We start from the raw sequence: 22,206 nt of genomic DNA, 5'->3' as shown, positions 1-22,206 counted from the left end.
TGTTATGAGAGATTTGTTCAGCTTATTCCTTCATTATTTCTGCCATTGATTGTGATGTTACATTACTTAAGTGGGAAAAGAACGGGAATTTATTATGCAGATTCCACACATTTTGCAGTATGTAAAAATATCAGAATTAATTCTAACAGAACTTTTAATAATCTTGCAAAAATGGGACGTAGTTCTGTCGATTGGTTTTTTGGATTCAAGCTTCATATGATAATCAATGATAAGGGAGAAATTATTGCTGTTAAAATTACCAAAGGTAATGTTGATGACAGAATTGCATTTGAAGCAATGGTTATCAAAAAGGTCTAAAAGGTAAGTGTTATGATGATAAGGAGTTTATTTCAGAAAAAATGTTTACAAAACTTTATAAGCAAGGTTTAATAAAAATTACCGGAATAAGAAAGGATATGAAAAACTATTTATTACCTCTTTTGGATAAAATCCTTTTAAGGAAGAGATTCATTATCGAAACCATTTTTGGCTACATAAAAGAGAATTTTAATTGTACAAGTTACGACTTAATCTGACAGAGTTGAGTAATCAGGCAGCTTGATGGGCAATCATCAAATTGTCTGATATTCTCTCTATATTACCAATATTTTTATCTATATTACCAATATTACCAATATTTTTATCTTTAGCAATATAAAGTGAATCTGTAAAAGATTGCATTGGTGTTTTACCAAAGCAATGTTTACCGGAATGAGGTCTTGCATTATTGTAACTCACAAGCCAGTTATCTATATCTGTTTGCAATTCATCAAGTGAATTATAAAATTTTTTGCGGAATAGAATGTGATAGCACTCTTCCTGCATAGTTTTATGGAAACGCTCACAGATACCGTTGGTTTGAGGACTATATGCTTTAGTTTTGGAATGATCGATATTCTCAATGCCAAGATATAGTTGGTAAGCATGGTTTTCTGGTTTTCCACAATATTCCGTACCTCTATCAGTTAATATTCTAAGCAGAGGGATATCATGGTTTGCAAAGAATGGAATAACCTTATCATTTAAGTGGTCTGCAGCTGTAATAGCCGTCTTTTCGGTATAGAGTTTACAAATAGCTACTCCTCAATAGGTATCGACAAAAGTTTGCTGATAAATACGGCCTATGCCTTTAATATTACCAACATAGTAAGTATCTTGTGAACCAAGGTAGCCAGGGTGCATAGTTTCTATTTCACCACTAGCTTCACGTTGGTTTTTAACTTTTTCAAGAACAGCAAGTTGATTATCACTTAAAACAATACCATCATTTGCTACTTTAGTCTCTAGAGCTTTTAGACGTTTTTTGAAACTTTCTAAATCATGACGTAACCACACAGATCTAACTCCGCCACCAGAAATGATTATCCCACTCTTGCGTAATTCATTAGCAGCACGTTCCTGACCAAATGCTGGAAATTCAACAGCTATATTAACTACAGCATCCTCTATATTTGCGGGCACACGATTCTTAATGCAAGCTTTACGTCTAGTCATCTCATATAGAGCTTCCCCCCTCCCCACCTTGATCATGGAGCTCTTTGTAACGATAAAATGTATCCCTGCTATAACCCATTACTTTGCAAGCTTGTGATACATTCCCTAATTGTTCAGCGAGTTTTAATAAACCGATTCTTGGCTTTATGATTTTTTCTTGATATGTTGTCATCTGACAGTCTCCTTTTTAGTAGGTTGTTAAAACTTGCCAGGTACTATCTTATCTTTTTTCTTCGTACCCAACAATCCTTAACTGTCAGATCAATTCTTTACTTTTACAATTAAACCTTGCTTATAAAGTTTTGTAAACATTTTTTCTGAAATAAACCCCTTATCATCATAACACTTACCTTTTAGACCTTTTTTGATAACCATTGCTTCAAATGCAATTCTGTCATCAACATTACCTTTGGTAATTTTAACAGCAATAATTTCTCCCTTATCATTGATTATCATATGAAGCTTGAATCCAAAAAACCAATCGACAGAACTACGTCCCATTTTTGCAAGATTATTAAAAGTTCTGTTAGAATTAATTCTGATATTTTTACATACTGCAAAATGTGTGGAATCTGCATAATAAATTCCCGTTCTTTTCCCACTTAAGTAATGTAACATCACAATCAATGGCAGAAATAATGAAGGAATAAGCTGAACAAATCTCTCATAACAAGGTGGATTCCTGAACAAATTACCATTAATAATAAAGTTTTGGTAATAAGCTTTTAAATGTTTATATGCACTAAAATGGTAAAAATCATTATTGAGAGTTCTTCACTTAAGGAAAGCTTACCTTCTCTAAATCTTTGCTTATTACTTTTCAGCAATTGATGTTTTACCCATTTCTCATAAATTTTACAAAATTTATCTACTATACAAAATATTGTAGTATATTTACACATGTTATTAAACCTTTATTTTACTCCTTCAGTGCCCTATTTATATAAGGTTTAATAACTCTTGTAACCTTCCTTCCTCTCTATTCCTTATCCATAATCGGGGTTATTTAATAAAATGAACCTATAAAACTTAGTTTTTATAGGTTTTACTGGATTTCCGCTTCCGCGGGGATGACATATAGGGTTTTTCAAAAATTGTCCGATACTATAATTCTAACCTCCCGAACGTCCGACTTTCAAATCTAGCTCTTTTAAATCGAATTTTATATCGATTATTGCTCCCTCTTCTTCTCTGTTCGCTATATCTAGAATGCCGCAATGTTCTTCTACTATTCTTTTGACTATAGCAAGCCCTACTCCCATACCTTTAATGCTGGTCGTAACATAGCTTTCGGTAGCTTTGCCTATTAGCTCAGGCGGGAATCCTTTACCGTTATCTATTACAATAACACTAATAAAATCGTCTTTAGCATCTATAGTAACTTCTATTTTCCCGGATTCTCGCCCTCCTATTGACTCTTCTGCATTTTTCAACAAATTTATCATAACTTGATTTATTTGGGTAGCATCACACATAAAATCAAATTGATCTACGTTAGACTCAAGTTTATACAAAATATTATCATTAAGTAATTTACGTGCTTCAACAATATGCTTAACTAAATAAACTAATTCACTCTTCGTAAATTTAGGAGCAGGAAGACGTGCAAAAAGAACAAATTCGGATACTATATTTTTAATATCGTTAGTATGGCGAATAATCATTTTTAAATAACTTTCAAATTCTGCCCTTTCCTTAATTTCAGGACTAAATTTCTTAAGCAGCCTTTCAGAAGCAAGTAAAATAGGAGTTAACGGGTTCTTGATTTCATGGGCTACTTTTTTTGCAACATCCGACCAAGCCATAGCCCTCTGTGCTATAACTAAATCGCGCTGCTGGCGGGAAAGCTGCTTAATCATTCTATTAAATGCCGCATAAAGCGTTCCTATTTCGTCTTTATCTACTTCATTTTCAGGTACTTGCACCGTTAAATCACCATCTTTAACTTTGTCGGTTGCAGTAACTAATTTTTTAATAGGTTTTACTATTTTAGCAGTAAATATAACCCCGAAACTTATAGCTACAAAAAGAAGTAATAAGGCAATAAAGATAAACATTATAGAGAACTTAATCTGTATATTATCTATTTCATTTTTAAGGCTATTATACTCGGCAGCTGCTCCGTTAGTTGCATCTACATGGTCGATAATTTTATTATCTACTAATCTACCGATTAATAAATACACATCATTATATTCTTTTAATTTAATCAGCATCCTTATTTTGGTTGGATCGGATTTTACTTCCACCGGTTCACCTAAATCCGCTTTTTTAATTAAATGTGCAGGGATAGTTGCAAATGATAATGAAAAACTTAAATAACTATTAGCTACTATAGTATTAGTAGATTTGTTTAAAACTATAGCTTCATCAAGCGAACGCATTTCTGCTTCAGTATTAAGTGTTTTAGTAAATAAAGCGGGATTGTGAATTAAATCGTAATACATATCGCTTAAATCTTCAGCAACGGCTAAAGCCGTTTCTTTTAGCTGTAATTTATGCTCGGCAATATAAGATTCTGCAACTATCACGGATTGGTCAAGAACTGTAGAAATCTTCTTATCAAACCAAGCTTGAACACTAAGATTAAAAAAATAAACAGAAAATACCGAAACAATTATAGTTGGAATAGCTGCAACTAAACTAAAGGCAATTACAATACGATTTTGTAATTTAGAACTATCATTATTATTATTTTTAGTAAAAAATTTTTGAGTTAGTAAAACACCTAAAATTAAAAAAATTGCTAAATCAACTAATAAAAATCCAATAATCGTACTAAAATTCTTCGATTCTAAAGATATCACATAAGAAGTAGCACAGGCAAAAATAACGGCAGCCGCTATTAAAGTAAAAATCAGCATTCTACTAGAAAAATAAGAATGTAAATTTTGTTTAAGATAACTAAGCATAGATACTGTTTATATAACTATAACCGTTCTTTATAACATAAAAAAAGTCAATTGGGAATATTTCAAGTTTTAAATACCTTATTGTATTTCTGCGGAGGCGTTGCTGCGTGGGTACTTAATCGTCATTGCGAGCAGGCATTGTTGCGTGGACCGGTAAAACCCACTGTGTCACCCGTGGTCAAGCCACGGGATGACAGAAGTAAAATTGATCCACGCAACAATGCTTTGCGAGTAGCCGTAGGCTTCTGAGATTGCTTCGTCAATTGCTATGCAATTTCCTCACAATGACGGAAAATTACGAAGCAATCTATAGTCAATTCAGCCCCATTTGGTGACAGGCGTGAGAGTAGAGCAATAATAGGCGAAAGGGCGAACAACGTACTACCTCGTTCAAATCAATTGACTATATAACAAAAAAGCTAGAAATATTAATATTTCTAGCTTTTTCTAGCTTTATATTTAGTATTTAAATAGTTTGAAATTTTATTCATCAAACATTTTTTTACGAGCAAATTTTCTCTGTCTTCTCGCTGCTTCTTGTGCTTTACGAACACGCTTCGCTGAAGGTGTTTCATAATAACGCTGTTCTTTCATCTTACGAAAATAAAGCTCTCTTTGTAGCTTTTTCTTAAAATTCTTAAGCGTATTATCACAATTACCGGCGTGAACATTTACTAGTATCACTAAAATTACTCTCCTTAAAAGATATTGTGGTTTATTGAACTATACCCTATAATTAAGTTATATGTCAAGGTTAAAAATATGAGCATTCAAGAAGAACACCATATCAAAAAAATAAGCTTCGTGCAATCTTTATTAGAATTATTACCGTTTAATGAATGGAATAATAAGCTATTCGAAAAAGCAGAAGAAAAATGCGGCTTTGCAAAAGGTTATGCTTTAATAGTTTTTCCGGAAGGTTTATCTGAAATAGTAGAATTCTTTGAAAGCTACTTAGATAATATTATGTTAGAAAGCTTAAACACAATAGAAGAACCAAAAAAAATAAGAGAGAAAATATTTTTAGCCGTAAAGATCAGAATCAAAAACGTGCTTCCTATTATTCATAGTAAGAATGCCGCTTATTTTGCATTAAACCCAATGCAAGGCACTCAAGTTGCATTCCGTAGTTGTGATGCTATTTGGCGTTATGCCGGCGATAAATCTCTTGATTTTAACTATTATACCAAAAGAGGCTTATTACTCTCGGTTTATGTCTCATCTATTCTTTTTTATATCCAAGACGAATCGGAAAATTATATTGAAACTGATAAATTTATTGAGACTGCCTTAGAAAATATAGTAAAAACTTTCTCACAGATGAAAAAATTACTTGATCCTTCAAATATCCCCATAGTTAGAATGTTTACGTAGAATATACTTAAATGGGGTAAAATATATTTTTGTGTAATATTAATTATTTAGTAGGCTTTAAATAAATACATGATTAATAATTGACACTATATGTATATTATAATATTCTATCTTAGAATTTAAGTGATATAATTATGAAAGCTTTACATAGTAGCATTGATAAAAATGGTAGGTTATTAATTCCTCATCAAATTAGAAACGCTATGAAACTTAAAGCCGGCGATTCTTTCATTATAAATAAAGTTAATAATGAACTACATTTAGTAACTCTTCATAAGGCTGAAAAAGAAGCTCAAGCATTGTTTAAACAACATGGCTCTAAATCAGAATCATTTGTTGATGAATTTTTAAAGCAGAAATATCAAGAAGCAAATAAAGAAAATTCTAAGTTTTAATTTGTGGTTCGATAATGTCTTCTCATAACGATAAATCTGTGATTCTAGATAGCTCTTCCTTGATAGCTTTACTTGCTGAAGAAAAAGGACAGGAAAAAATTATAGAAGTACTACCTTACGCTGTAATGAGTACTGTAAATATTGCAGAAGTAGTAAAATTCTTGATAGACCGAAAAGGTTTAACAAGAGAGCAAACACATAAGCTAATACCAAATCTTATTCCAACAATTTTACCGTTTGATGAGGAGCAAGCTTTTTTAAGCGGAGAGCTAATAACTAAAACTAAACAACTAGGATTATCACTTGGTGATAGAGCTTGTCTTGCTCTATCAAAAATTATCCCGTATATACAGCAGATAAAGCTTGGGCTAGCTTGCAATTAAGTTGCAATATTGTTTTGATTCGCTAATTTTTATCAAAAAAATATTTTTATAGAGCTTAAATGCTTCATTTAAAAAACTTTTCTGATTCTTTTGCTGATAACCACTGTGGTTGTTGTTCAATATTTGCCGCTGTTTTCCCCCAATAATTATCTTTAAGATTTTCTATCCAAGCTTTATCTCTTATTTCTTCAAAAGAAAGCTCATTATTTTTCTTATATTTTGAAAATATTCCTCCCACATCCGGAATAGGAGATAACATAGCTTGGTTATTATTAATTTTCTTATTAATAATATTAATGTTAAAAGGTTCTCTGATTTTCATTTGTTCATTAAAATTAAATAGTTTAGTACAAATTATGTATTTATCTCTTAGTCATTATCTATTATAATAGACCAAACTATTATAATAGATAATGACAAATACTAAATATTATCCTGAAGTTAGTTCGAATGCTGATTTTGCAGGCTTAGAGCGAGAAATACTAAAATTTTGGCAAGACAATAATATATTCCAAAAATCTATTGACGATAGGAATGGAGAGGCGGAATTTATTTTTTATGACGGTCCACCTTTTACAAACGGTTTGCCGCATTACGGTCACTTGCTTACCGGCTTTGTTAAAGACGTGTATGCTAGATACCAAACCGTAAAAGGTAAGAAAGTCGAGCGTCGCTTTGGCTGGGACTGCCACGGTCTACCTGCTGAAATGCAATCAGAGAAAGAACTTGGTATTTCAGGACGTCTTGCAATAACTAATTTCGGTATAGAGAAGTTTAATGCACATTGCAGAGCTTCGGTAATGAAATATGCTAACGATTGGGAAGAATATGTAACTCGTCAAGCAAGATGGGTGGATTTTAAAAATTCTTATAAAACGATGGATAAGAATTTTATGGAATCCGTCCTTTGGGCGTTTAAAGAACTATATAATAAAGGGCTATTATACGAGTCAATGCGGGTAATGCCTTATTCTTGGGCATGCGAAACACCGCTTTCTAATTTTGAAACAAGGCTTGATAATTCTTATCGTGAGAGAGCAGATAAAGCAATAACGGTGAGTTTTGTACTATGTCATCCCGTGGTCGTAGCCACGGGATCTTTTAAAGAATACCGTATACTCGCTTGGACGACTACGCCTTGGACATTGCCATCGAACCTAGCCCTCACAGTCGGTAGTGATATAGATTATGCATTAGTCCCCAAAAATGGTGTTTGTTATATTATAGCTGCTTCTTCCGTCTCTAAATATGCTAAAGAATTAGGACTTAGCGGTGAGGAAAATTTTGAGATAATTAAAGGCTCAGAGCTTCAGGGATTAAGTTATAAGCCTTTATTCGACTATTTCGAGAATCATCCAAACAGCTTCAAGATATTTGCAGGTGATTTCGTGGTTGAGGGTGACGGCACGGGCGTTGTTCATATGGCTCCAGGCTTTGGTGAAGATGACCAAATACTTTGTGAATCAAAAGGGATCTCACTTGTTTGCCCTGTTGATAATAGCGGTAAGTTTACCAAAGAAATTCCTGATTTAGAGGGTTTGCAAGTATTTGACGCAAATGACAAAATAATTATCAAACTGAAAGAGCAAGGAAATTGGCTAAAAACCGAGCAGTATATTCATAATTATCCTCATTGCTGGCGAACAGATACACCTCTTATATATAAGGCTGTTCCGTCATGGTATGTAAAGGTTACACAGTTTAAAGATAGAATGGTAGAATTAAATCAGCAAATAAATTGGATTCCATATCACGTTAAGGATAATTTATTCGGTAAGTGGCTTGAAAATGCCCGTGATTGGTCAATAAGCCGTAATAGATTCTGGGGAACGCCGCTGCCTATATGGAAATCAGACGATCCAAAATATCCACGCATAGATGTTTACGGCTCTATAGAGGAATTAGAGAAAGATTTCGGAGTTAAAGTTACTGATTTACATCGTCCGTTTATCGACGAACTTACTAGGGCCAATCCTGATGATCCAACCGGTAAATCAACAATGCGTAGAATCGAAGACGTGTTTGATTGCTGGTTTGAAAGCGGCTCAATGCCATATGGGCAAGCCCATTACCCTTTTGAAAATAAAGAATGGTTTGAGGATCATTTTCCGGCTGATTTTATAGTTGAGTATTCAGCTCAAACACGCGGATGGTTCTATACTTTAATTGTGCTATCTACCGCTTTATTTGATCGTCCACCATTTTTAAATTGTATATGCCACGGCGTAATTTTGGATGCTACAGGTCAAAAACTTTCAAAGCGTCTTAATAACTACGCCGATCCGCTGGAGCTATTTGATAAATACGGCTCAGATGCCTTAAGAGTTACTATGTTATCTTCAAACGTTGTTAAAGGTCAGGAGCTATTAATTGATAAAGACGGTAAGATGGTGTTTGATACGCTTCGTCTATTTATCAAACCTATATGGAATGCTTACCATTTCTTTACGATGTATGCTAATGCCGATTCACTTAAAGGCGAGCTTAATTTTGCTTCCGAAAACGTGCTTGATGTTTATATATTATCCAAGCTTAAAATAGCCGTACAAAAAATTGAAGAGAGCTTAGATAATTTCGATACGCAAACGGCTTATCATGCAGTTTCAGAATTTTTTGAAGTATTGAATAACTGGTATATAAGACGAAGTAGAGCTAGATTTTGGAAAAGTGAAAAAGATACAGATAAGCAAAATGCTTATAATACTCTGTATTCATGCCTTGAAACCATGGCTATTGCGATGTCAGCACTAGTGCCTATGATTTCGGAGGCGATATATAAGGGATTACGTCATTGCGAGGACACTCTGTCATCCCGTGGCCCTAGTGGCTTGTCATCCCGTGGCTTGACCACGGGATCCAGTAAATCAATAAACAACAACACTACAAGTTGTTTTTTGGATCCGGTGGTCAAGCCACGGGATGACACCCCATCAGTACCTCGCAACGACGAGATTAGTGTACATCTCTGCAACTACCCTACTCTCTCAGACTTTGAAATAAATCACGAGCTAGTTGCTACTATGGATAATGTGCTTGATATTTGCAGTAATAGCCTGTTTATCCGAAGCACTGAAAATATCAGAGTAAGGCAACCACTAGCTAGTATAACTATCATTAGTAAACATAATGATAACCTTAAAGATTTTGAAGATTTAATTAAAGATGAAATTAATGTTAAGGCGGTAATTTATCGTGACGATCTAGAGAATTACGCAAGCAAAAAACTATCGATTAATTTCCCAATGCTTGGTAAACGTTTGCCGCATAAAATGAAAGAGATTATAGCCGCTTCTAAAAAAGGTGAGTGGGAAGCTATCGCAGGCGGTTTAGCTATATGCGGTGAAACCTTAAATAGTGACGAATATAAGCTAGTTTTAGAGCCATATTCACATATTAAAGGAGCAGCAAGTTTTGAGAATAATAGTAGCTTGTTAATACTTGATTTAGAGCTAACACCTGAGTTAATAGAAGAAGGATACGCAAGAGACATTGTACGCTTCATACAACAGGCTCGAAAAAATGCCGATTTTTCTATAACTGACAGGATTTTAATTGAGATAATAAGCGAGTTTGATTTATCCAAGATAATTGATAATTATGGAGACTTTATTAAAGAACAAACTTTAGGCGAGTTTGCTAAAAATTTCACGCCTGATTATGTAAGTAAAGTAGAATTAGAGAACCATCAAATACAACTTAAAGTTAAGAGATCGTAAATTATTTTACTATCAATTAAGATATTGATAATTTACTTAGATTAATCTATAGTACGCACGCTATAAATTAATTTAAGGTAAATTATGCATAAAAGCTTCTCTTTTAAAGCTCTAAGAAATTCTTTGAAAACTGAAAAACAAAAATGATAGTCTTTATGAAACGGTTCCTTCAAGGTCGTTTAGATTTAGTTAAATATTTTATTGAAGAAAAAGGGTTTGATGTTAATACTACAATTGATGATCCTGTATACGGAAGTGCTATATTTAAGTATTGCTACTATGGAGGAGCATACTGATGTAGTAAGTAGGTACATACTATGCTAATATATATGTTATAAATAATAAAATAAATTATGGCAAGCAGTTACAGTTACGATTTAAGAATGAAACTATTCAAAGCTCTAGATGATGGGCTCTCAATTGTTAAAGCATGTAAAATATTCAATATAGGTCGTAACACTATATATAGATGGAAAACTCTTAAATGGGAAACAGGAAAAAGCAAAACCTTATGGTCCAGCAAAGGGTTATAATGCAAAAATAAATCTCAAAGAATTTGAAGAATTAATTATCTAATAATCATGATAAAACAGCTAAAGAATTAAGTATTATACTAGGTAATAGATTACAAAGAACTAGAATAAATTACTATAGAAAACTACTAGGCTACACTTATAAAAAAAAGTCATCTTCATCCCAAAAGGGATATTGGTTTAAGGAATGAATTTATAGAAAAGATACAGCAAATTTCTAAAGAAACTCTAGTATTCATTGATGAGTCAGGAATAGAAGATAATGTTTGTAGAGAATATGGATGGAGTATAAAAGGTACTAGATGTTATGGAAACAAAGTGTATCAACATAAATCCAGGATCAGTATGATAGCGGGGCTTCGTAATAATCAAATTATAGCGCCAGTAATATTTGAAGGAAATTGTAATAAAGAAATATTTACAACCTATGTAGAGACTATATTAACTAAAGAATTACATCCTGGACAAACAGTAATTATGGATAATATCAACTTCCATAAGAATAATATAATAAGAGAATTAATCGAGTCGGTTGGGTGCAGAATTTTATTCTTACCTACATATAGCCCAGACTTAAATCCTATAGAACATTATTGGTTTAAGATTAAGAACGAAATAAGAAAAGTTACGGGGCAATTCAAAGATATCAGTATGGCTGTAGAACACGTACTAAAGTTTATTTAACTGTACCTATTTCCTATGGTCTAGCTATACATTACTTAAGTGGGAAAAGAACGGGAATTTATTATGCAGATTCCACACATTTTGCAGTATGTAAAAATATCAGAATTAATTCTAACAGAACTTTTAATAATCTTGCAAAAAGGGGACGTAGTTCTGTCGATTGGTTTTTTGGATTCAAGCTTCATATGATAATCAATGATAAGGGAGAAATTATTGCTGTTAAAATTACCAAAGGTAATGTTGATGACAGAATTGCATTTGAAGCAATGGTTATCAAAAAGGTCTAAAAGGTAAGTGTTATGATGATAAGGGGTTTATTTCAGAAAAAATGTTTACAAAACTTTATAAGCAAGGTTTAATAAAAATTACCGGAATAAGAAAGGATATGAAAAACTATTTATTACCTCTTTTGGATAAAATCCTTTTAAGGAAGAGATTCATTATCGAAACCATTTTTGGCTACATAAAAGAGAATTTTAATATTACTCCTTCCAGACATCGATCACCTATTAATTTCTTTACTTCTCTATTCTCTGCTCTTATTGCTTACCAACTTAAACCTAATAAACCATGTATTTCTTATCCATAATCGGGGTTATATATAAAGATATTTGCAAATTATTAATTAAGCATGAAGCTGATACTTCGAGATTTAAGCATAATAATGATAAGCATAAGAAAATATATAGCAATTATAGAAAAGTTAAAAGCAGAAATAATACAAGAAACAAGCATAAATAATGTAAATGTTTCTGAGGCTAATATTGAAACTAAAACAGGTTCTAGATTAGGAGAAACTGCTAAATCAAAATTCTTTTCACTTGATGAAATTAATACACTTGGTGAAAGTCAAACTCCTTTAGGCGGTGATATAAAAAATATAAAAGATATATTTAATTCTGAGCTTGAATAATGTTATTCCTACGGAGACAGGAAAGTATTGTTGAGTAGATACCCAATTCGTCATTGCGAGGAAAAACTATAAGTTTTGACGAAGCAATCTCAGGAGTTTGTTATTATTTGTAAAAGTAAAGAATTGATCTGACAGTTAAGGATTGTTGGGTACGAAGAAAAAAGATAAGATAGTACCTGGCAAGTTTTAACAACCTACTAAAAAGGAGACTGTCAGATGACAACATATCAAGAAAAAATCATAAAGCCAAGAATCGGTTTATTAAAACTCGCTGAACAATTAGGGAATGTATCACAAGCTTGCAAAGTAATGGGTTATAGCAGGGATACATTTTATCGTTACAAAGAGCTCCATGATCAAGGTGGGGAAGGGGAAGCTCTATATGAGATGACTAGATGTAAAGCTTGCATTAAGAATCGTGTGCCCGCAAATATAGAGGATGCTGTAGTTAATATAGCTGTTGAATTTCCAGCATTTGGTCAGGAACGTGCTGCTAATGAATTACGCAAGAGTGGGATAATCATTTCTGGTGGCGGAGTTAGATCTGTGTGGTTACGTCATGATTTAGAAAGTTTCAAAAAACGTCTAAAAGCTCTAGAGACTAAAGTAGCAAATGATGGTATTGTTTTAAGTGATAATCAACTTGCTGTTCTTGAAAAAGTTAAAAACCAACGTGAAGCTAGTGGTGAAATAGAAACTATGCACCCTGGCTACCTTGGTTCACAAGATACTTACTATGTTGGTAATATTAAAGGCATAGGCCGTATTTATCAGCAAACTTTTGTCGATACCTATTGAGGAGTAGCTATTTGTAAACTCTATACCGAAAAGACGGCTATTACAGCTGCAGACCACTTAAATGATAAGGTTATTCCATTCTTTGCAAACCATGATATCCCTCTGCTTAGAATATTAACTGATAGAGGTACGGAATATTGTGGAAAACCAGAAAACCATGCTTACCAACTATATCTTGGCATTGAGAATATCGATCATTCCAAAACTAAAGCATATAGTCCTCAAACCAACGGTATCTGTGAGCGTTTCCATAAAACTATGCAGGAAGAGTGCTATCACATTCTATTCCGCAAAAAATTTTATAATTCACTTGATGAATTGCAAACAGATATAGATAACTGGCTTGTGAGTTACAATAATGCAAGACCTCATTCCGGTAAACATTGCTTTGGTAAAACACCAATGCAATCTTTTACAGATTCACTTTATATTGCTAAAGATAAAAATATTGGTAATATTGGTAATATAGATAAAAATATTGGTAATATAGAGAGAATATCAGACAATTTGATGATTGCCCATCAAGCTGCCTGATTACTCAACTCTGTCAGATTAAGTCGTAACTTGTACATATTATTTCATGAGATTGCCACGCAGCCTACGGCTGCTCGCAATGACGATGTGCTATCCATGCTGGAGTGATATCAACTACTTTATGCAAACTCCAATAATACCTGCCCTCTTACAACATTATCCTTTTCATTAACAAAAATTTTAGCTATTTTTCCGTCTCTTTCAGCTAAAATAAGATTTTCCATTTTCATAGCAGTTAAAATCATAATTTCTTGTCCTGCCGTCACTTCCTGCCCTTCTTTTACCTTTATTGCAGCAATCTGACCGCTTAGAGGAGCTTGTAGTTCGGAGCTTTCTTCCACCACTACTTTTGAGACCATCAACGCTTCAAGTTCTGATATACGAGGAGAGCGTACAAAGGCTTTTACGCTAATACCGGCATGCGATAATAAATAACCGGTTCTGATATTTTCAATTTTAACATTTGTCTTTTTACCGTTAATGATAGCCGTAAAAAGTTCATTACCTAAATTCCAGTTACTACGAATATATATTCTATCGCTTTCGTGACGTATATTATAGCCGTTTTCAACAGGTGTAATTAATACGGGGAATAGTTTATCATCGATAGTTACTACCCACCTTGTACCTATTTTGTTAGCCTGATTGTTAATATTGCCGGAAATTAAAGAAGCACGTCTTTGCTCCGATATATAAATAAAAATAGCCGTTGCTAAAAATACGGTAGTTACTTCTGAAGTTAGACTAGCCCCGGAAAAACCGTCAGGATATTCTTCTTGAATAAAGGCAGTAGAAATATCGCCACTAACAAAGCGTGGATGTAGCATTACCGCTTCTAAGAAACTGATATTATGAGCAATACCGTTAATTATATAAGAACTCAAAGCAGAACGCATTACTTCAATTGCCTGCTCTCTTGTTTCACCGTAAGTACATAATTTCGCAATCATTGAGTCATAAAACATACTTACTTCACCGCCAAGCCCAATCCCTGTATCTATACGGATATTAGGACTCTTTGCAGGTTCGGAATAAGCTATAATTCTACCGCTAGAAGGTAAGAAACCTCGGCTTGGGTTTTCGGCACAAATGCGTGATTCAAATGCCCAACCTTTTAATTTTACATCATCTTGCGTAAATGATAATTTCTCGCCGGCTGCGATTTTTATCATCTCTTCAACGATATCTATACCGGTAATTAGCTCAGTAACAGGATGCTCGACTTGCAACCTAGTATTCATCTCTAAAAAATAGAAATTTTTATTGCTATCTACTATAAACTCAACGGTACCAGCCGAATAATATCCCACTTTTTGAGATAAGGATATTACCTGCCGATACATTTCTTGCCTTATATCTTCGGTAATAAAAGAACTTGGTGCTTCTTCAATTACTTTTTGATGGTGACGCTGTATTGAACATTCCCGCTCTCCGAGACATACACTATTGCCGTATTGATCGGCAATTAGCTGAATTTCGATATGACGGGGAGTTTGAATTAACTTCTCAATAAATAATCTATCGTCACTAAAACTATTGGCTGCTTCAAGCTTTGCCGACTCAAAAGCATTTGCCATTTCAGCGGGATTATTCACTACTCTCATACCACGTCCACCGCCACCGGCAGCCGCTTTTACTATTACCGGAAAACCAATCTCTTTAGCAATATCCACCGCTTGCTTAACATCGTTTATAGTTCCCATATAACCCGGAACGGTGCTAACTCCGGCTTCTATCGCTATCTTTTTTGCTTCAATTTTATCGCCCATTTTTTTAATAGTTCCGGCACTCGGTCCTATTAAAACAACACCTTCTCTTTTAAGAATATTAGCAAAATTTGGATTTTCCGATAAAAAACCGTAACCTGGATGTACTGCACTTGCTCCACTTTCACGAATCGCCGAAATAATATTTTTAATAGATAAATAACTTTCCGTTGCAGGGGAATCACCTATATAATAAGCCTCATCTGCATGCTGCACATACATGGAGTTTGTATCTGCTTCAGAATATACTGCAACCGACTTTATCCCCATCTTTTTTAAAGTACGTATTATCCTAACGGCGATCTCGCTACGATTAGCAATTAAAATTTTATCAAATAATGGTTTATTCATAGTTTTTTGTTACAATTTTAGTTTTTGTCATTGCCAGAAAAATTACAAAGTAATTTGACGAAGCAATATCAGGAGTTTGTTATTGTTTCATAAGATTGCCACGCAGCCTACGGCTGCTCGCAATGACGATTTGGTATCCACACAGGAATAACGGTTATAACGGCAAGTTATCATGTTTCTTCCAAGGCAGTTCTACTTTTTTAGTACGCAGGAAATTTAATGCCTTACATATTCGCCATCTAGTATTTTGCGGTCTTATAATATCATCTAAATATCCCCTAGATGCCGCAACAAAAGGCGATGTTACTACTTTCCTATATTCATCGATTTTTTGTTTTTTAGCTTCAGGGTTTTTACATTCTTCCTTAAATATTATCTCGGCTGCTCCCTCTGCCCCCATAACGGCGATTTCTGAATTAAACCAAGCATAGTTTATATCGCCTCTAAGATGCTTGGAGTTCATAACTATATAAGCACCTCCGTAAGCCTTACGGGTAATTACGGTAATCTTCGGCACTGTAGCTTCCGCATAAGCGTATAACAGCTTAGCACCGTGCTTAATAATACCATCATGCTCTTGAGATGTACCAGGCAGAAATCCAGGCACATCAACAAGGCTTACTATAGGAATATTGAAAGCATCGCAAAATCTAATAAATCTTGCTGCTTTTCTCGAAGCGTTTATATCTAAACATCCTGCTAAATACAAAGGCTGATTAGCCACAAATCCTACCGGATAACCTTCCATATAACCAAAACCAATAATGATATTCTTAGCAAAATCAGGTTGTAGTTCAAAAAATTCTCCCTCATCAACTATACGCTCAACAAGCTCTTTCATATCATAAGGCTTATTAGGAGTGTTAGGTATTAACGTGCTAAGAGACATATCGACTCTATCGGCAGGATCAACAGTCGAACGAACAGGGAGAGGACTACGATTGGATGACGGAAGGAAATTAAAGAACTTACGAATTTCGAGCAATGCTTCTATATCATTGTTGAATGCAAGATCGGCAACGCCGCTTTTAGTGGTATGCATCCTAGCACCGCCGAGCTTTTCTTGGCTTACTTCTTCACCTGTAACGGTTTTTACTACATCGGGACCGGTTACAAACATATAAGAGCTATTCTTAACCATAAATATAAAATCGGTTAAGGCAGGAGAATATACCGCACCACCGGCACAAGGTCCCATAATTAGGGTAATTTGCGGGATAACACCCGAAGCTAAAACATTACGCTGAAATAATTCACCGTATCCGGCAAGAGCATCAACCCCTTCTTGAATTCTTGCTCCCCCTGAATCGTTAATACCGATTACGGGAGCACCGGTTGCTATAGCTTGATCGATAATATCGCAGATTTTCTTAGCATGATATTCGCCTAGAGAGCCGCCGAGTACGGTAAAATCTTGGCTATAAATAAATACCAATCTACCGTTTATCGTACCATGTCCCGTTACAACACCGTCACCTAAAAACTTTTTATCCTGCATCCCCAAATTATCGCATCTATGGGATACAAACATACCTGTTTCGGTAAAGCTATTCGGATCTAATAATACTTCTATGCGTTCTCGTGCAGTTAACTTACCTTTTTGATGTTGTGCGTTGATCCTAGCTTCACCGCCCCCTTGCCTTGCAATATTTTTTCTCTCATCCAGTAACTCAGGAGAGATTATATTACTTTGATTCATAGATTATTTATAGTTTTATTTTCCAAAATATCCATAATATAATATAATAATGCTAATGTGAAAAGATAATTATTTATGTCATCTACCGAAGATACCAAAGAAAAACCTTCAATAGCTAAACCGACAGCTAAATTTAATAACTTATCAAGTGCTTTAAAAAAGAATTTACAAAGAAGAAAGAAAGTACAAAAAGAAAAGAATAATAAAGAAAAAATTGATACTAGGCTCTGTAACATTTCTAATTGATGTGTTATTTTGAGGAGAATAAAATATGAATTTACATGAAGTAATAATTAAAATTAGTAAAATTTTTTCTCTTTATTATTCCCAAACAAGATATAGAGGAATCTAATAATAATATTCCTGCTAATAGAGAAGCAATGCGCGATTATTATGAAGATTTAAATAATCCTCATTAAAAAGTATTTATCTATATGCAATTTGACATATTAATATAAATTGCTAATATTATTTGACAAAAACCTTAGGTTAGGGTAATAGTTAGGAACTATGACATAATTAAAGTAATGTGACAAAATGGTAATTTATGCAAACTATGCGTACTAAACTTGGAGAAGGTGGCAGAATTGTTATCCCTGCATCATTCCGTCAGAATCTTCACCTACTACCAGGTGATGATATAGTATTACATATGAAAAAAAATATAATCTATATTACAACCCCAAATCAAGCTCTAGCTGAACTACAAGCAATGGTAAAAAATTACACTGATTCTACAGGAGAAAGAATCTCTCTTGTAGATGAATTAATAAAATCAAGACGTTTAGAAGCACGTCATGAGTAATAGAGTAGTACTTGATACTTCAGCACTTTTAGCCTTACTACAAAATGAACCAGGTAGCACAATAGTTAAGCCTTTGATACAATTTTCTTGTATGTCTACAGTAAATATTACAGAAGTATTAACTTCATTGCAACGTATGAAAATTACTATGGATACAGCTTACACCTTAGTTACAGAAATAATACCGTCTATTATTCCATTTGATCTAGAGCAAGCCGCTCATACAGCCCAATTACAACCATACACCCAACCCAAAGGCTTATCACTCGGTGATCGAGTGTGTATTACTTTAGGTATCAAACTACAAGTTCCTATATATACCGCAGATAAAATATGGGCAGAATTAAAATTAAATAATGCTGATATTAAATTGATTCGTTAATTGTAAGTATTAAAATAGAGTATTATATAATATGGACACAAACAAATTATATCTTTTCAAAGATAGACGATTTTTACCAAATTTTATAGTGCAGTTATGCGGTTGTCTTAATGATAATATATTAAAAAATGCTCTAGTAATCCTTATAACTTACAGTATTACCGATTCTTTAAGTAAATATAATAATCTACTTGTTTTAATTGCTAATGCTACTTTTGTACTACCTTTCATAATATTCGCAAGCATAGCAGGACAAATTGCCGATAAATACGAGCGTGCAAATCTTATTAAAATTATTAAGATTTGTGAAATCGGTATAATTGCCTTTGCAATTTATGGATTTCATCATAATAATCTGCTAATTCTGTTTTGTTCTATTTGCTTAATGGGTATACACTCTACTTTTTTCGGTCCAATCAAATATAGCGTATTACCTGATCACCTAAATAAAGACGAACTACTTGGAGCTAACGGCTTTGTTGAAGCCGGAACTTTTATCGGTATTTTTATCGGTACTATAATCGGCAGCTATTATACAATCAGCAATAATTTTATAATTTATTCCTTAATTACCATCGCTTTTCTTGGCTTTATTACAAGCCTTTTTTCCCCAAAATCTAAAAACGCAAATAGTGATATTAAAATAAATTTTAATATTATAGATGAAAGCATAAATATGATTAAATATACCAAAGCAAAAAAACAGATATATTTAGCTATACTTGGTATTTCATGGTTTTGGTTTATTGAAGCTGCTATAATTTCTCAAATACCTTTACTTGCTAAGATAACTTTTAAAGCCGATGAGAATGTTGCTAATTTATTTTTAGCGGTTTTCTCGCTTGGTGTTGGGGTCGGTTCGTTTTTATGTAGCAAAATATTTGAAGATGAGATTACCGTTAAATATCTATTTATTTCAGCCCTAGGCATTAGTATTTTCGGTATTGATTTATTCTTTGCAAGTAGAATTAGCTCAGTTAACTACGAACCTACTCAGCTAAAAAGTATTTTAGTATTTTTATCGAAAAGACATAATTGGCGAATAGTTATAGATTTATTTTTCTTAGCGGCAATAGGCGGTTTATATATCGTTCCTCTTTTTGCGATATTACAGCATTACGCAAACCCTGCTCATCGTAGTCGAATTATTGCCGTTAACAATCTTATCAATTCCATTTTCATGGTGGGATCAACAATTATTTTATCTTTATTATTTTATCTAAATTTCACTATACCTTGGATTATATTATTTATTAGCCTAGCTAATATAATCGTTACTATACATATTTACCGTTTAATACCTGAAGTTAAAATTATTCCGTTTAAGCTATTGCGAAGAATATTCCAAATCTGTTTTGATCTTATGTATAAGGTTGAAGTTAAAGGATTTGAAAATTTTCAAAAAGCAGGTAAAAAAGTAGTAGTTGTCGCTAACCATATTTCATATCTCGATCCGCCGCTAATTGCTACTTACTTACGAGAAGAAATGACTTTTGCAATTAGTCCCGATATACAAAAAATATGGTGGATTAAACCGTTTTTACGTATGGCAAGAACTTTGCCGGTTGATCCAAGTAACCCAATGGCAATAAAGACTTTAGTAAAAGAAGTACAAAAGGATCAGAAAGTAGCAATTTTCCCTGAAGGTAGAATAAGCGTTACCGGCTCTTTAATGAAAATATACGAAGGACCGGGAATGATTGCCGATAAAGCCGGTGCTACCGTTTTACCGGTTAGAATAGACGGTACTCAATTTACTCATTTATCAAAATTTAAAAACATATTAAAAAGAAAAATATTTCCTAAAATTACTATAACCATTTTACCGCCGGTAAAATTCGCTAATATGGATGCTGCAAGCAATCAAGAACGACGCAGTTATATATCTAGGACTCTTTATGATATAATGGCTGACATGGTGTTTGAGAGTTCAGACTATAAAAATACTTTATTCTCATCTCTTATAGAAGCTGCTAAAATTCATGGATTTAAGAAAAAAATAGTTGATGATTTTGAAAAAAATGCGGTTACTTATCGAGATTTAATATTAAAATCTTTTATCCTAGGTGATTTAATCAAAAAGAATAATATCTTTGGCAGAAATTTAGGCTTAATGTTGCCTAATACCACGAATACGTTAATTACTTTTTACGCTATGCAATCTAGCGGTTATGTTCCTGCTATAATTAACTGGAGCAGCGGCATAAGTACTATTATTAACTCCTGTAAACTTACACAAATTAAAGTAGTTTACACTTCAAAACAATTTATCGAGAAAGCAAATTTACATGAATTAATAACTAACTTATTAGATTTCGGTATTAAAATAATATATTTAGAAGATTTTAAAAATCAGATTGGTACAGCTCTAAAACTAAAAGCAAAAATAGGAAGTTATTTTGCCCAAACTTATTACAATTATTTTTGTCGTAATCGTGATGACGAAAAACCGGCAGTGATAATTTTTACTTCGGGTACTGAATGTGAACCTAAAGCCGTATTATTATCTCACAGAAATTTACAAACTAATAGATATCAAATAACTGCTAAAGTACCTTTTAGCCCTGAAGATATAGTATTTAACTCATTACCTTTATTTCATTGTTTTGGTCTTGGTGGTGCAATTATTACAACTTTAAACGGTATTAAGCTGTTTCTATATCCTTCTCCAATAAATTATCGCAGCATTCCTGAAGTTATATACGATATTGGAGCAACTATATTAATTTCTACCGATACTTTTTTAAACGGTTATGCTAATTACGCTCACCCATATGATTTTTACTCATTACGCTATATATTTGCCGGTAGCGAGAAATTAAAAGAATCTACAAGACAATTTTGGCTTAATAAGTACGGCATACGTATTTTTGAAGGGTATGGGATTACAGAAGCCGCACCTATTATAGCTTGCAATACCCCTATGCATAATAAAGCAGGCACGGTAGGAAGATTATTACCAAAAATTGATTATAAGCTTGAGAAAGTAGAGGGAATAAATGAAGGGGGACGTTTATTCATTAAGGGTCCTAACATTATGCTTGGTTACTTAGACTTAGAAAGCAACTATACTTATAAAGAATGGCATGACACCGGCGATATAGTCAAAATAGATTCTGAAGGATACATAACAATTTTAGGACGTTTAAAACGCTTTGCTAAAATAGCGGGAGAAATGATATCTCTTACAAAAATTGAAGAATTTGCAAGCGAAATTGATCCTGATTCCTTACACGCTGCTATTTCTATCCCCGACAAAACGCACGGAGAAAAGATTATTTTACTTACTACCGGTTCCGATATAAATAGAGAGAATTTTGCAGATGCCGTATCTAAAGCTCAAATTTCTTTACTACATTTACCGAAAGTAATTATTACCGATTCAGAAATACCTCTGCTTGCAAACGGCAAAATTGACTATCTTGAGATTATGAAAAACCAACAACGTCATCACATGGCTTGACCGG

At 33.5% G+C, this 22,206-nt stretch carries 20 protein-coding genes and 4 pseudogenes; 17 read left to right on the top strand and 7 right to left on the bottom strand.

Translation table 11 applies throughout. The annotated features are described in order from the left end of the window. Positions 1-54: 54 nt before the first annotated feature. Both RMONA_RS03860 and RMONA_RS08275 read left to right on the top strand, forming a co-directional pair. Entirely contained in the window at positions 55-318 is a 264-nt protein-coding gene (locus RMONA_RS03860) for a transposase (RefSeq protein ID WP_023507103.1), read from the top strand. 41 nt (positions 319-359) lie between these two features. Beyond that, positions 360-536 carry a transposase gene (locus RMONA_RS08275; protein WP_242402797.1) on the top strand — a complete coding sequence of 59 codons (177 nt, stop codon included), beginning with the start codon at positions 360-362 and terminating at the stop codon, positions 534-536. 13 nt (positions 537-549) lie between these two features. Here RMONA_RS08275 and RMONA_RS03855 read toward each other — a convergent pair. From RMONA_RS03855 to RMONA_RS03845, 3 genes and pseudogenes are all read right to left on the bottom strand, one after another. Further along, positions 550-1,666, bottom strand: a pseudogene (locus RMONA_RS03855) (IS481 family transposase). A gap of 89 nt (positions 1,667-1,755) precedes the next feature. Beyond that, complete coding sequence (locus tag RMONA_RS07350) at positions 1,756-2,112, bottom strand: transposase (protein WP_052701320.1); 357 nt, start codon at positions 2,110-2,112, stop codon at positions 1,756-1,758. 494 nt (positions 2,113-2,606) lie between these two features. After that, complete coding sequence (locus tag RMONA_RS03845) at positions 2,607-4,406, bottom strand: sensor histidine kinase NtrY-like (protein ID WP_023507737.1); 1,800 nt, start codon at positions 4,404-4,406, stop codon at positions 2,607-2,609. 51 nt (positions 4,407-4,457) lie between these two features. Here RMONA_RS03845 and RMONA_RS09230 point away from each other — a divergent pair, with 51 nt between their 5' ends. Next, positions 4,458-4,655, top strand: coding sequence for a hypothetical protein (locus tag RMONA_RS09230; protein WP_157699825.1), 198 nt, complete (start codon positions 4,458-4,460; stop codon positions 4,653-4,655). A 234-nt stretch (positions 4,656-4,889) separates the two neighbouring features. On the opposite strand, the gene rpsU is transcribed toward RMONA_RS09230, so the two are convergent. Further along, complete coding sequence (rpsU, locus tag RMONA_RS03840; RefSeq protein ID WP_012148483.1) at positions 4,890-5,090, bottom strand: 30S ribosomal protein S21; 201 nt, start codon at positions 5,088-5,090, stop codon at positions 4,890-4,892. Between the two features lie 78 nt (positions 5,091-5,168). On the opposite strand from rpsU, the gene RMONA_RS03835 reads away from it, so the two are divergent. From RMONA_RS03835 to RMONA_RS03825, 4 genes and pseudogenes are all read left to right on the top strand, one after another. Continuing rightward, positions 5,169-5,780, top strand: coding sequence for a COQ9 family protein (locus tag RMONA_RS03835; protein WP_023507736.1), 612 nt, complete (start codon positions 5,169-5,171; stop codon positions 5,778-5,780). Positions 5,781-5,914: 134 nt separating this feature from the next. Then, positions 5,915-5,995: pseudogene (locus RMONA_RS11185) on the top strand (hypothetical protein); the annotation flags it as partial. Then, positions 5,984-6,175, top strand: coding sequence for a hypothetical protein (locus tag RMONA_RS11425; RefSeq protein ID WP_037231333.1), 192 nt, complete (start codon positions 5,984-5,986; stop codon positions 6,173-6,175). The pseudogene RMONA_RS11185 and the gene RMONA_RS11425, both read left to right, overlap by 12 nt. Before the next feature lie 14 nt (positions 6,176-6,189). Further along, entirely contained in the window at positions 6,190-6,558 is a 369-nt protein-coding gene (locus tag RMONA_RS03825) for a type II toxin-antitoxin system VapC family toxin (protein ID WP_023507734.1), read from the top strand. A 64-nt stretch (positions 6,559-6,622) separates the two neighbouring features. Here the strand turns inward: RMONA_RS03825 and RMONA_RS10310 are convergent, their stop codons facing one another. Continuing rightward, positions 6,623-6,880 carry a hypothetical protein gene (locus RMONA_RS10310; protein WP_023507733.1) on the bottom strand — a complete coding sequence of 86 codons (258 nt, stop codon included), beginning with the start codon at positions 6,878-6,880 and terminating at the stop codon, positions 6,623-6,625. 91 nt (positions 6,881-6,971) lie between these two features. On the opposite strand from RMONA_RS10310, the gene ileS reads away from it, so the two are divergent. The 6 genes and pseudogenes from ileS (at position 6,972) to RMONA_RS03795 (ending at position 13,736) form a co-directional block, all read left to right on the top strand. Next, positions 6,972-10,274, top strand: coding sequence for an isoleucine--tRNA ligase (gene ileS / locus RMONA_RS03815; protein WP_023507732.1), 3,303 nt, complete (start codon positions 6,972-6,974; stop codon positions 10,272-10,274). A 353-nt stretch (positions 10,275-10,627) separates the two neighbouring features. Beyond that, positions 10,628-11,491, top strand: a pseudogene (locus RMONA_RS08265) (IS630 family transposase). Further along, a complete protein-coding gene (locus tag RMONA_RS11180) occupies positions 11,443-11,778 on the top strand; it encodes a transposase (protein ID WP_096001018.1) in 336 nt (111 codons plus the stop codon). Before RMONA_RS08265 ends, RMONA_RS11180 begins: the two are co-directional and overlap by 49 nt. Before the next feature lie 41 nt (positions 11,779-11,819). After that, the gene (locus RMONA_RS10900) at positions 11,820-12,080 is read left to right on the top strand and encodes a transposase (protein ID WP_023507102.1); all 261 of its coding nucleotides are present in this window, start codon (positions 11,820-11,822) and stop codon (positions 12,078-12,080) included. A gap of 42 nt (positions 12,081-12,122) precedes the next feature. Next, on the top strand, positions 12,123-12,404 hold the full coding sequence (locus RMONA_RS03800; protein WP_157699824.1) for a hypothetical protein: 282 nt from the start codon (positions 12,123-12,125) through the stop codon (positions 12,402-12,404). A gap of 216 nt (positions 12,405-12,620) precedes the next feature. Continuing rightward, positions 12,621-13,736: pseudogene (locus RMONA_RS03795) on the top strand (IS481 family transposase). Between the two features lie 119 nt (positions 13,737-13,855). Here the strand turns inward: RMONA_RS03795 and RMONA_RS03790 are convergent. Together RMONA_RS03790 and RMONA_RS03785 are read right to left on the bottom strand one after the other, a co-directional pair. Continuing rightward, on the bottom strand, positions 13,856-15,853 hold the full coding sequence (locus RMONA_RS03790) for an acetyl-CoA carboxylase biotin carboxylase subunit (RefSeq protein ID WP_023507730.1): 1,998 nt from the start codon (positions 15,851-15,853) through the stop codon (positions 13,856-13,858). A gap of 154 nt (positions 15,854-16,007) precedes the next feature. Beyond that, the gene (locus RMONA_RS03785; protein ID WP_023507729.1) at positions 16,008-17,552 is read right to left on the bottom strand and encodes an acyl-CoA carboxylase subunit beta; all 1,545 of its coding nucleotides are present in this window, start codon (positions 17,550-17,552) and stop codon (positions 16,008-16,010) included. Positions 17,553-17,627: 75 nt separating this feature from the next. On the opposite strand from RMONA_RS03785, the gene RMONA_RS09610 reads away from it, so the two are divergent. From RMONA_RS09610 to RMONA_RS03770, 4 genes are all read left to right on the top strand, one after another. Beyond that, a complete protein-coding gene (locus RMONA_RS09610; RefSeq protein ID WP_023507728.1) occupies positions 17,628-17,798 on the top strand; it encodes a hypothetical protein in 171 nt (56 codons plus the stop codon). Positions 17,799-18,108: 310 nt separating this feature from the next. Continuing rightward, positions 18,109-18,357, top strand: a complete 249-nt coding sequence (locus RMONA_RS03780) for an AbrB/MazE/SpoVT family DNA-binding domain-containing protein (RefSeq protein ID WP_157699823.1) — start codon at positions 18,109-18,111, stop codon at positions 18,355-18,357. Then, the gene (locus tag RMONA_RS03775) at positions 18,350-18,739 is read left to right on the top strand and encodes a type II toxin-antitoxin system VapC family toxin (protein ID WP_023507726.1); all 390 of its coding nucleotides are present in this window, start codon (positions 18,350-18,352) and stop codon (positions 18,737-18,739) included. The genes RMONA_RS03780 and RMONA_RS03775 overlap by 8 nt, the downstream gene beginning before the upstream one ends. A 31-nt stretch (positions 18,740-18,770) precedes the next feature. Beyond that, a complete protein-coding gene (locus RMONA_RS03770) occupies positions 18,771-22,202 on the top strand; it encodes an acyl-[ACP]--phospholipid O-acyltransferase (protein ID WP_023507725.1) in 3,432 nt (1,143 codons plus the stop codon). Positions 22,203-22,206 lie beyond the last annotated feature (4 nt).

The organism is Rickettsia monacensis (assembly GCF_000499665.2).
In the GTDB taxonomy this organism is placed as follows: domain Bacteria; phylum Pseudomonadota; class Alphaproteobacteria; order Rickettsiales; family Rickettsiaceae; genus Rickettsia; species Rickettsia tamurae.
The sequence above is the reverse complement of the archived record's forward strand: the minus strand, read 5'-3'. Positions and strand labels throughout refer to the sequence as shown.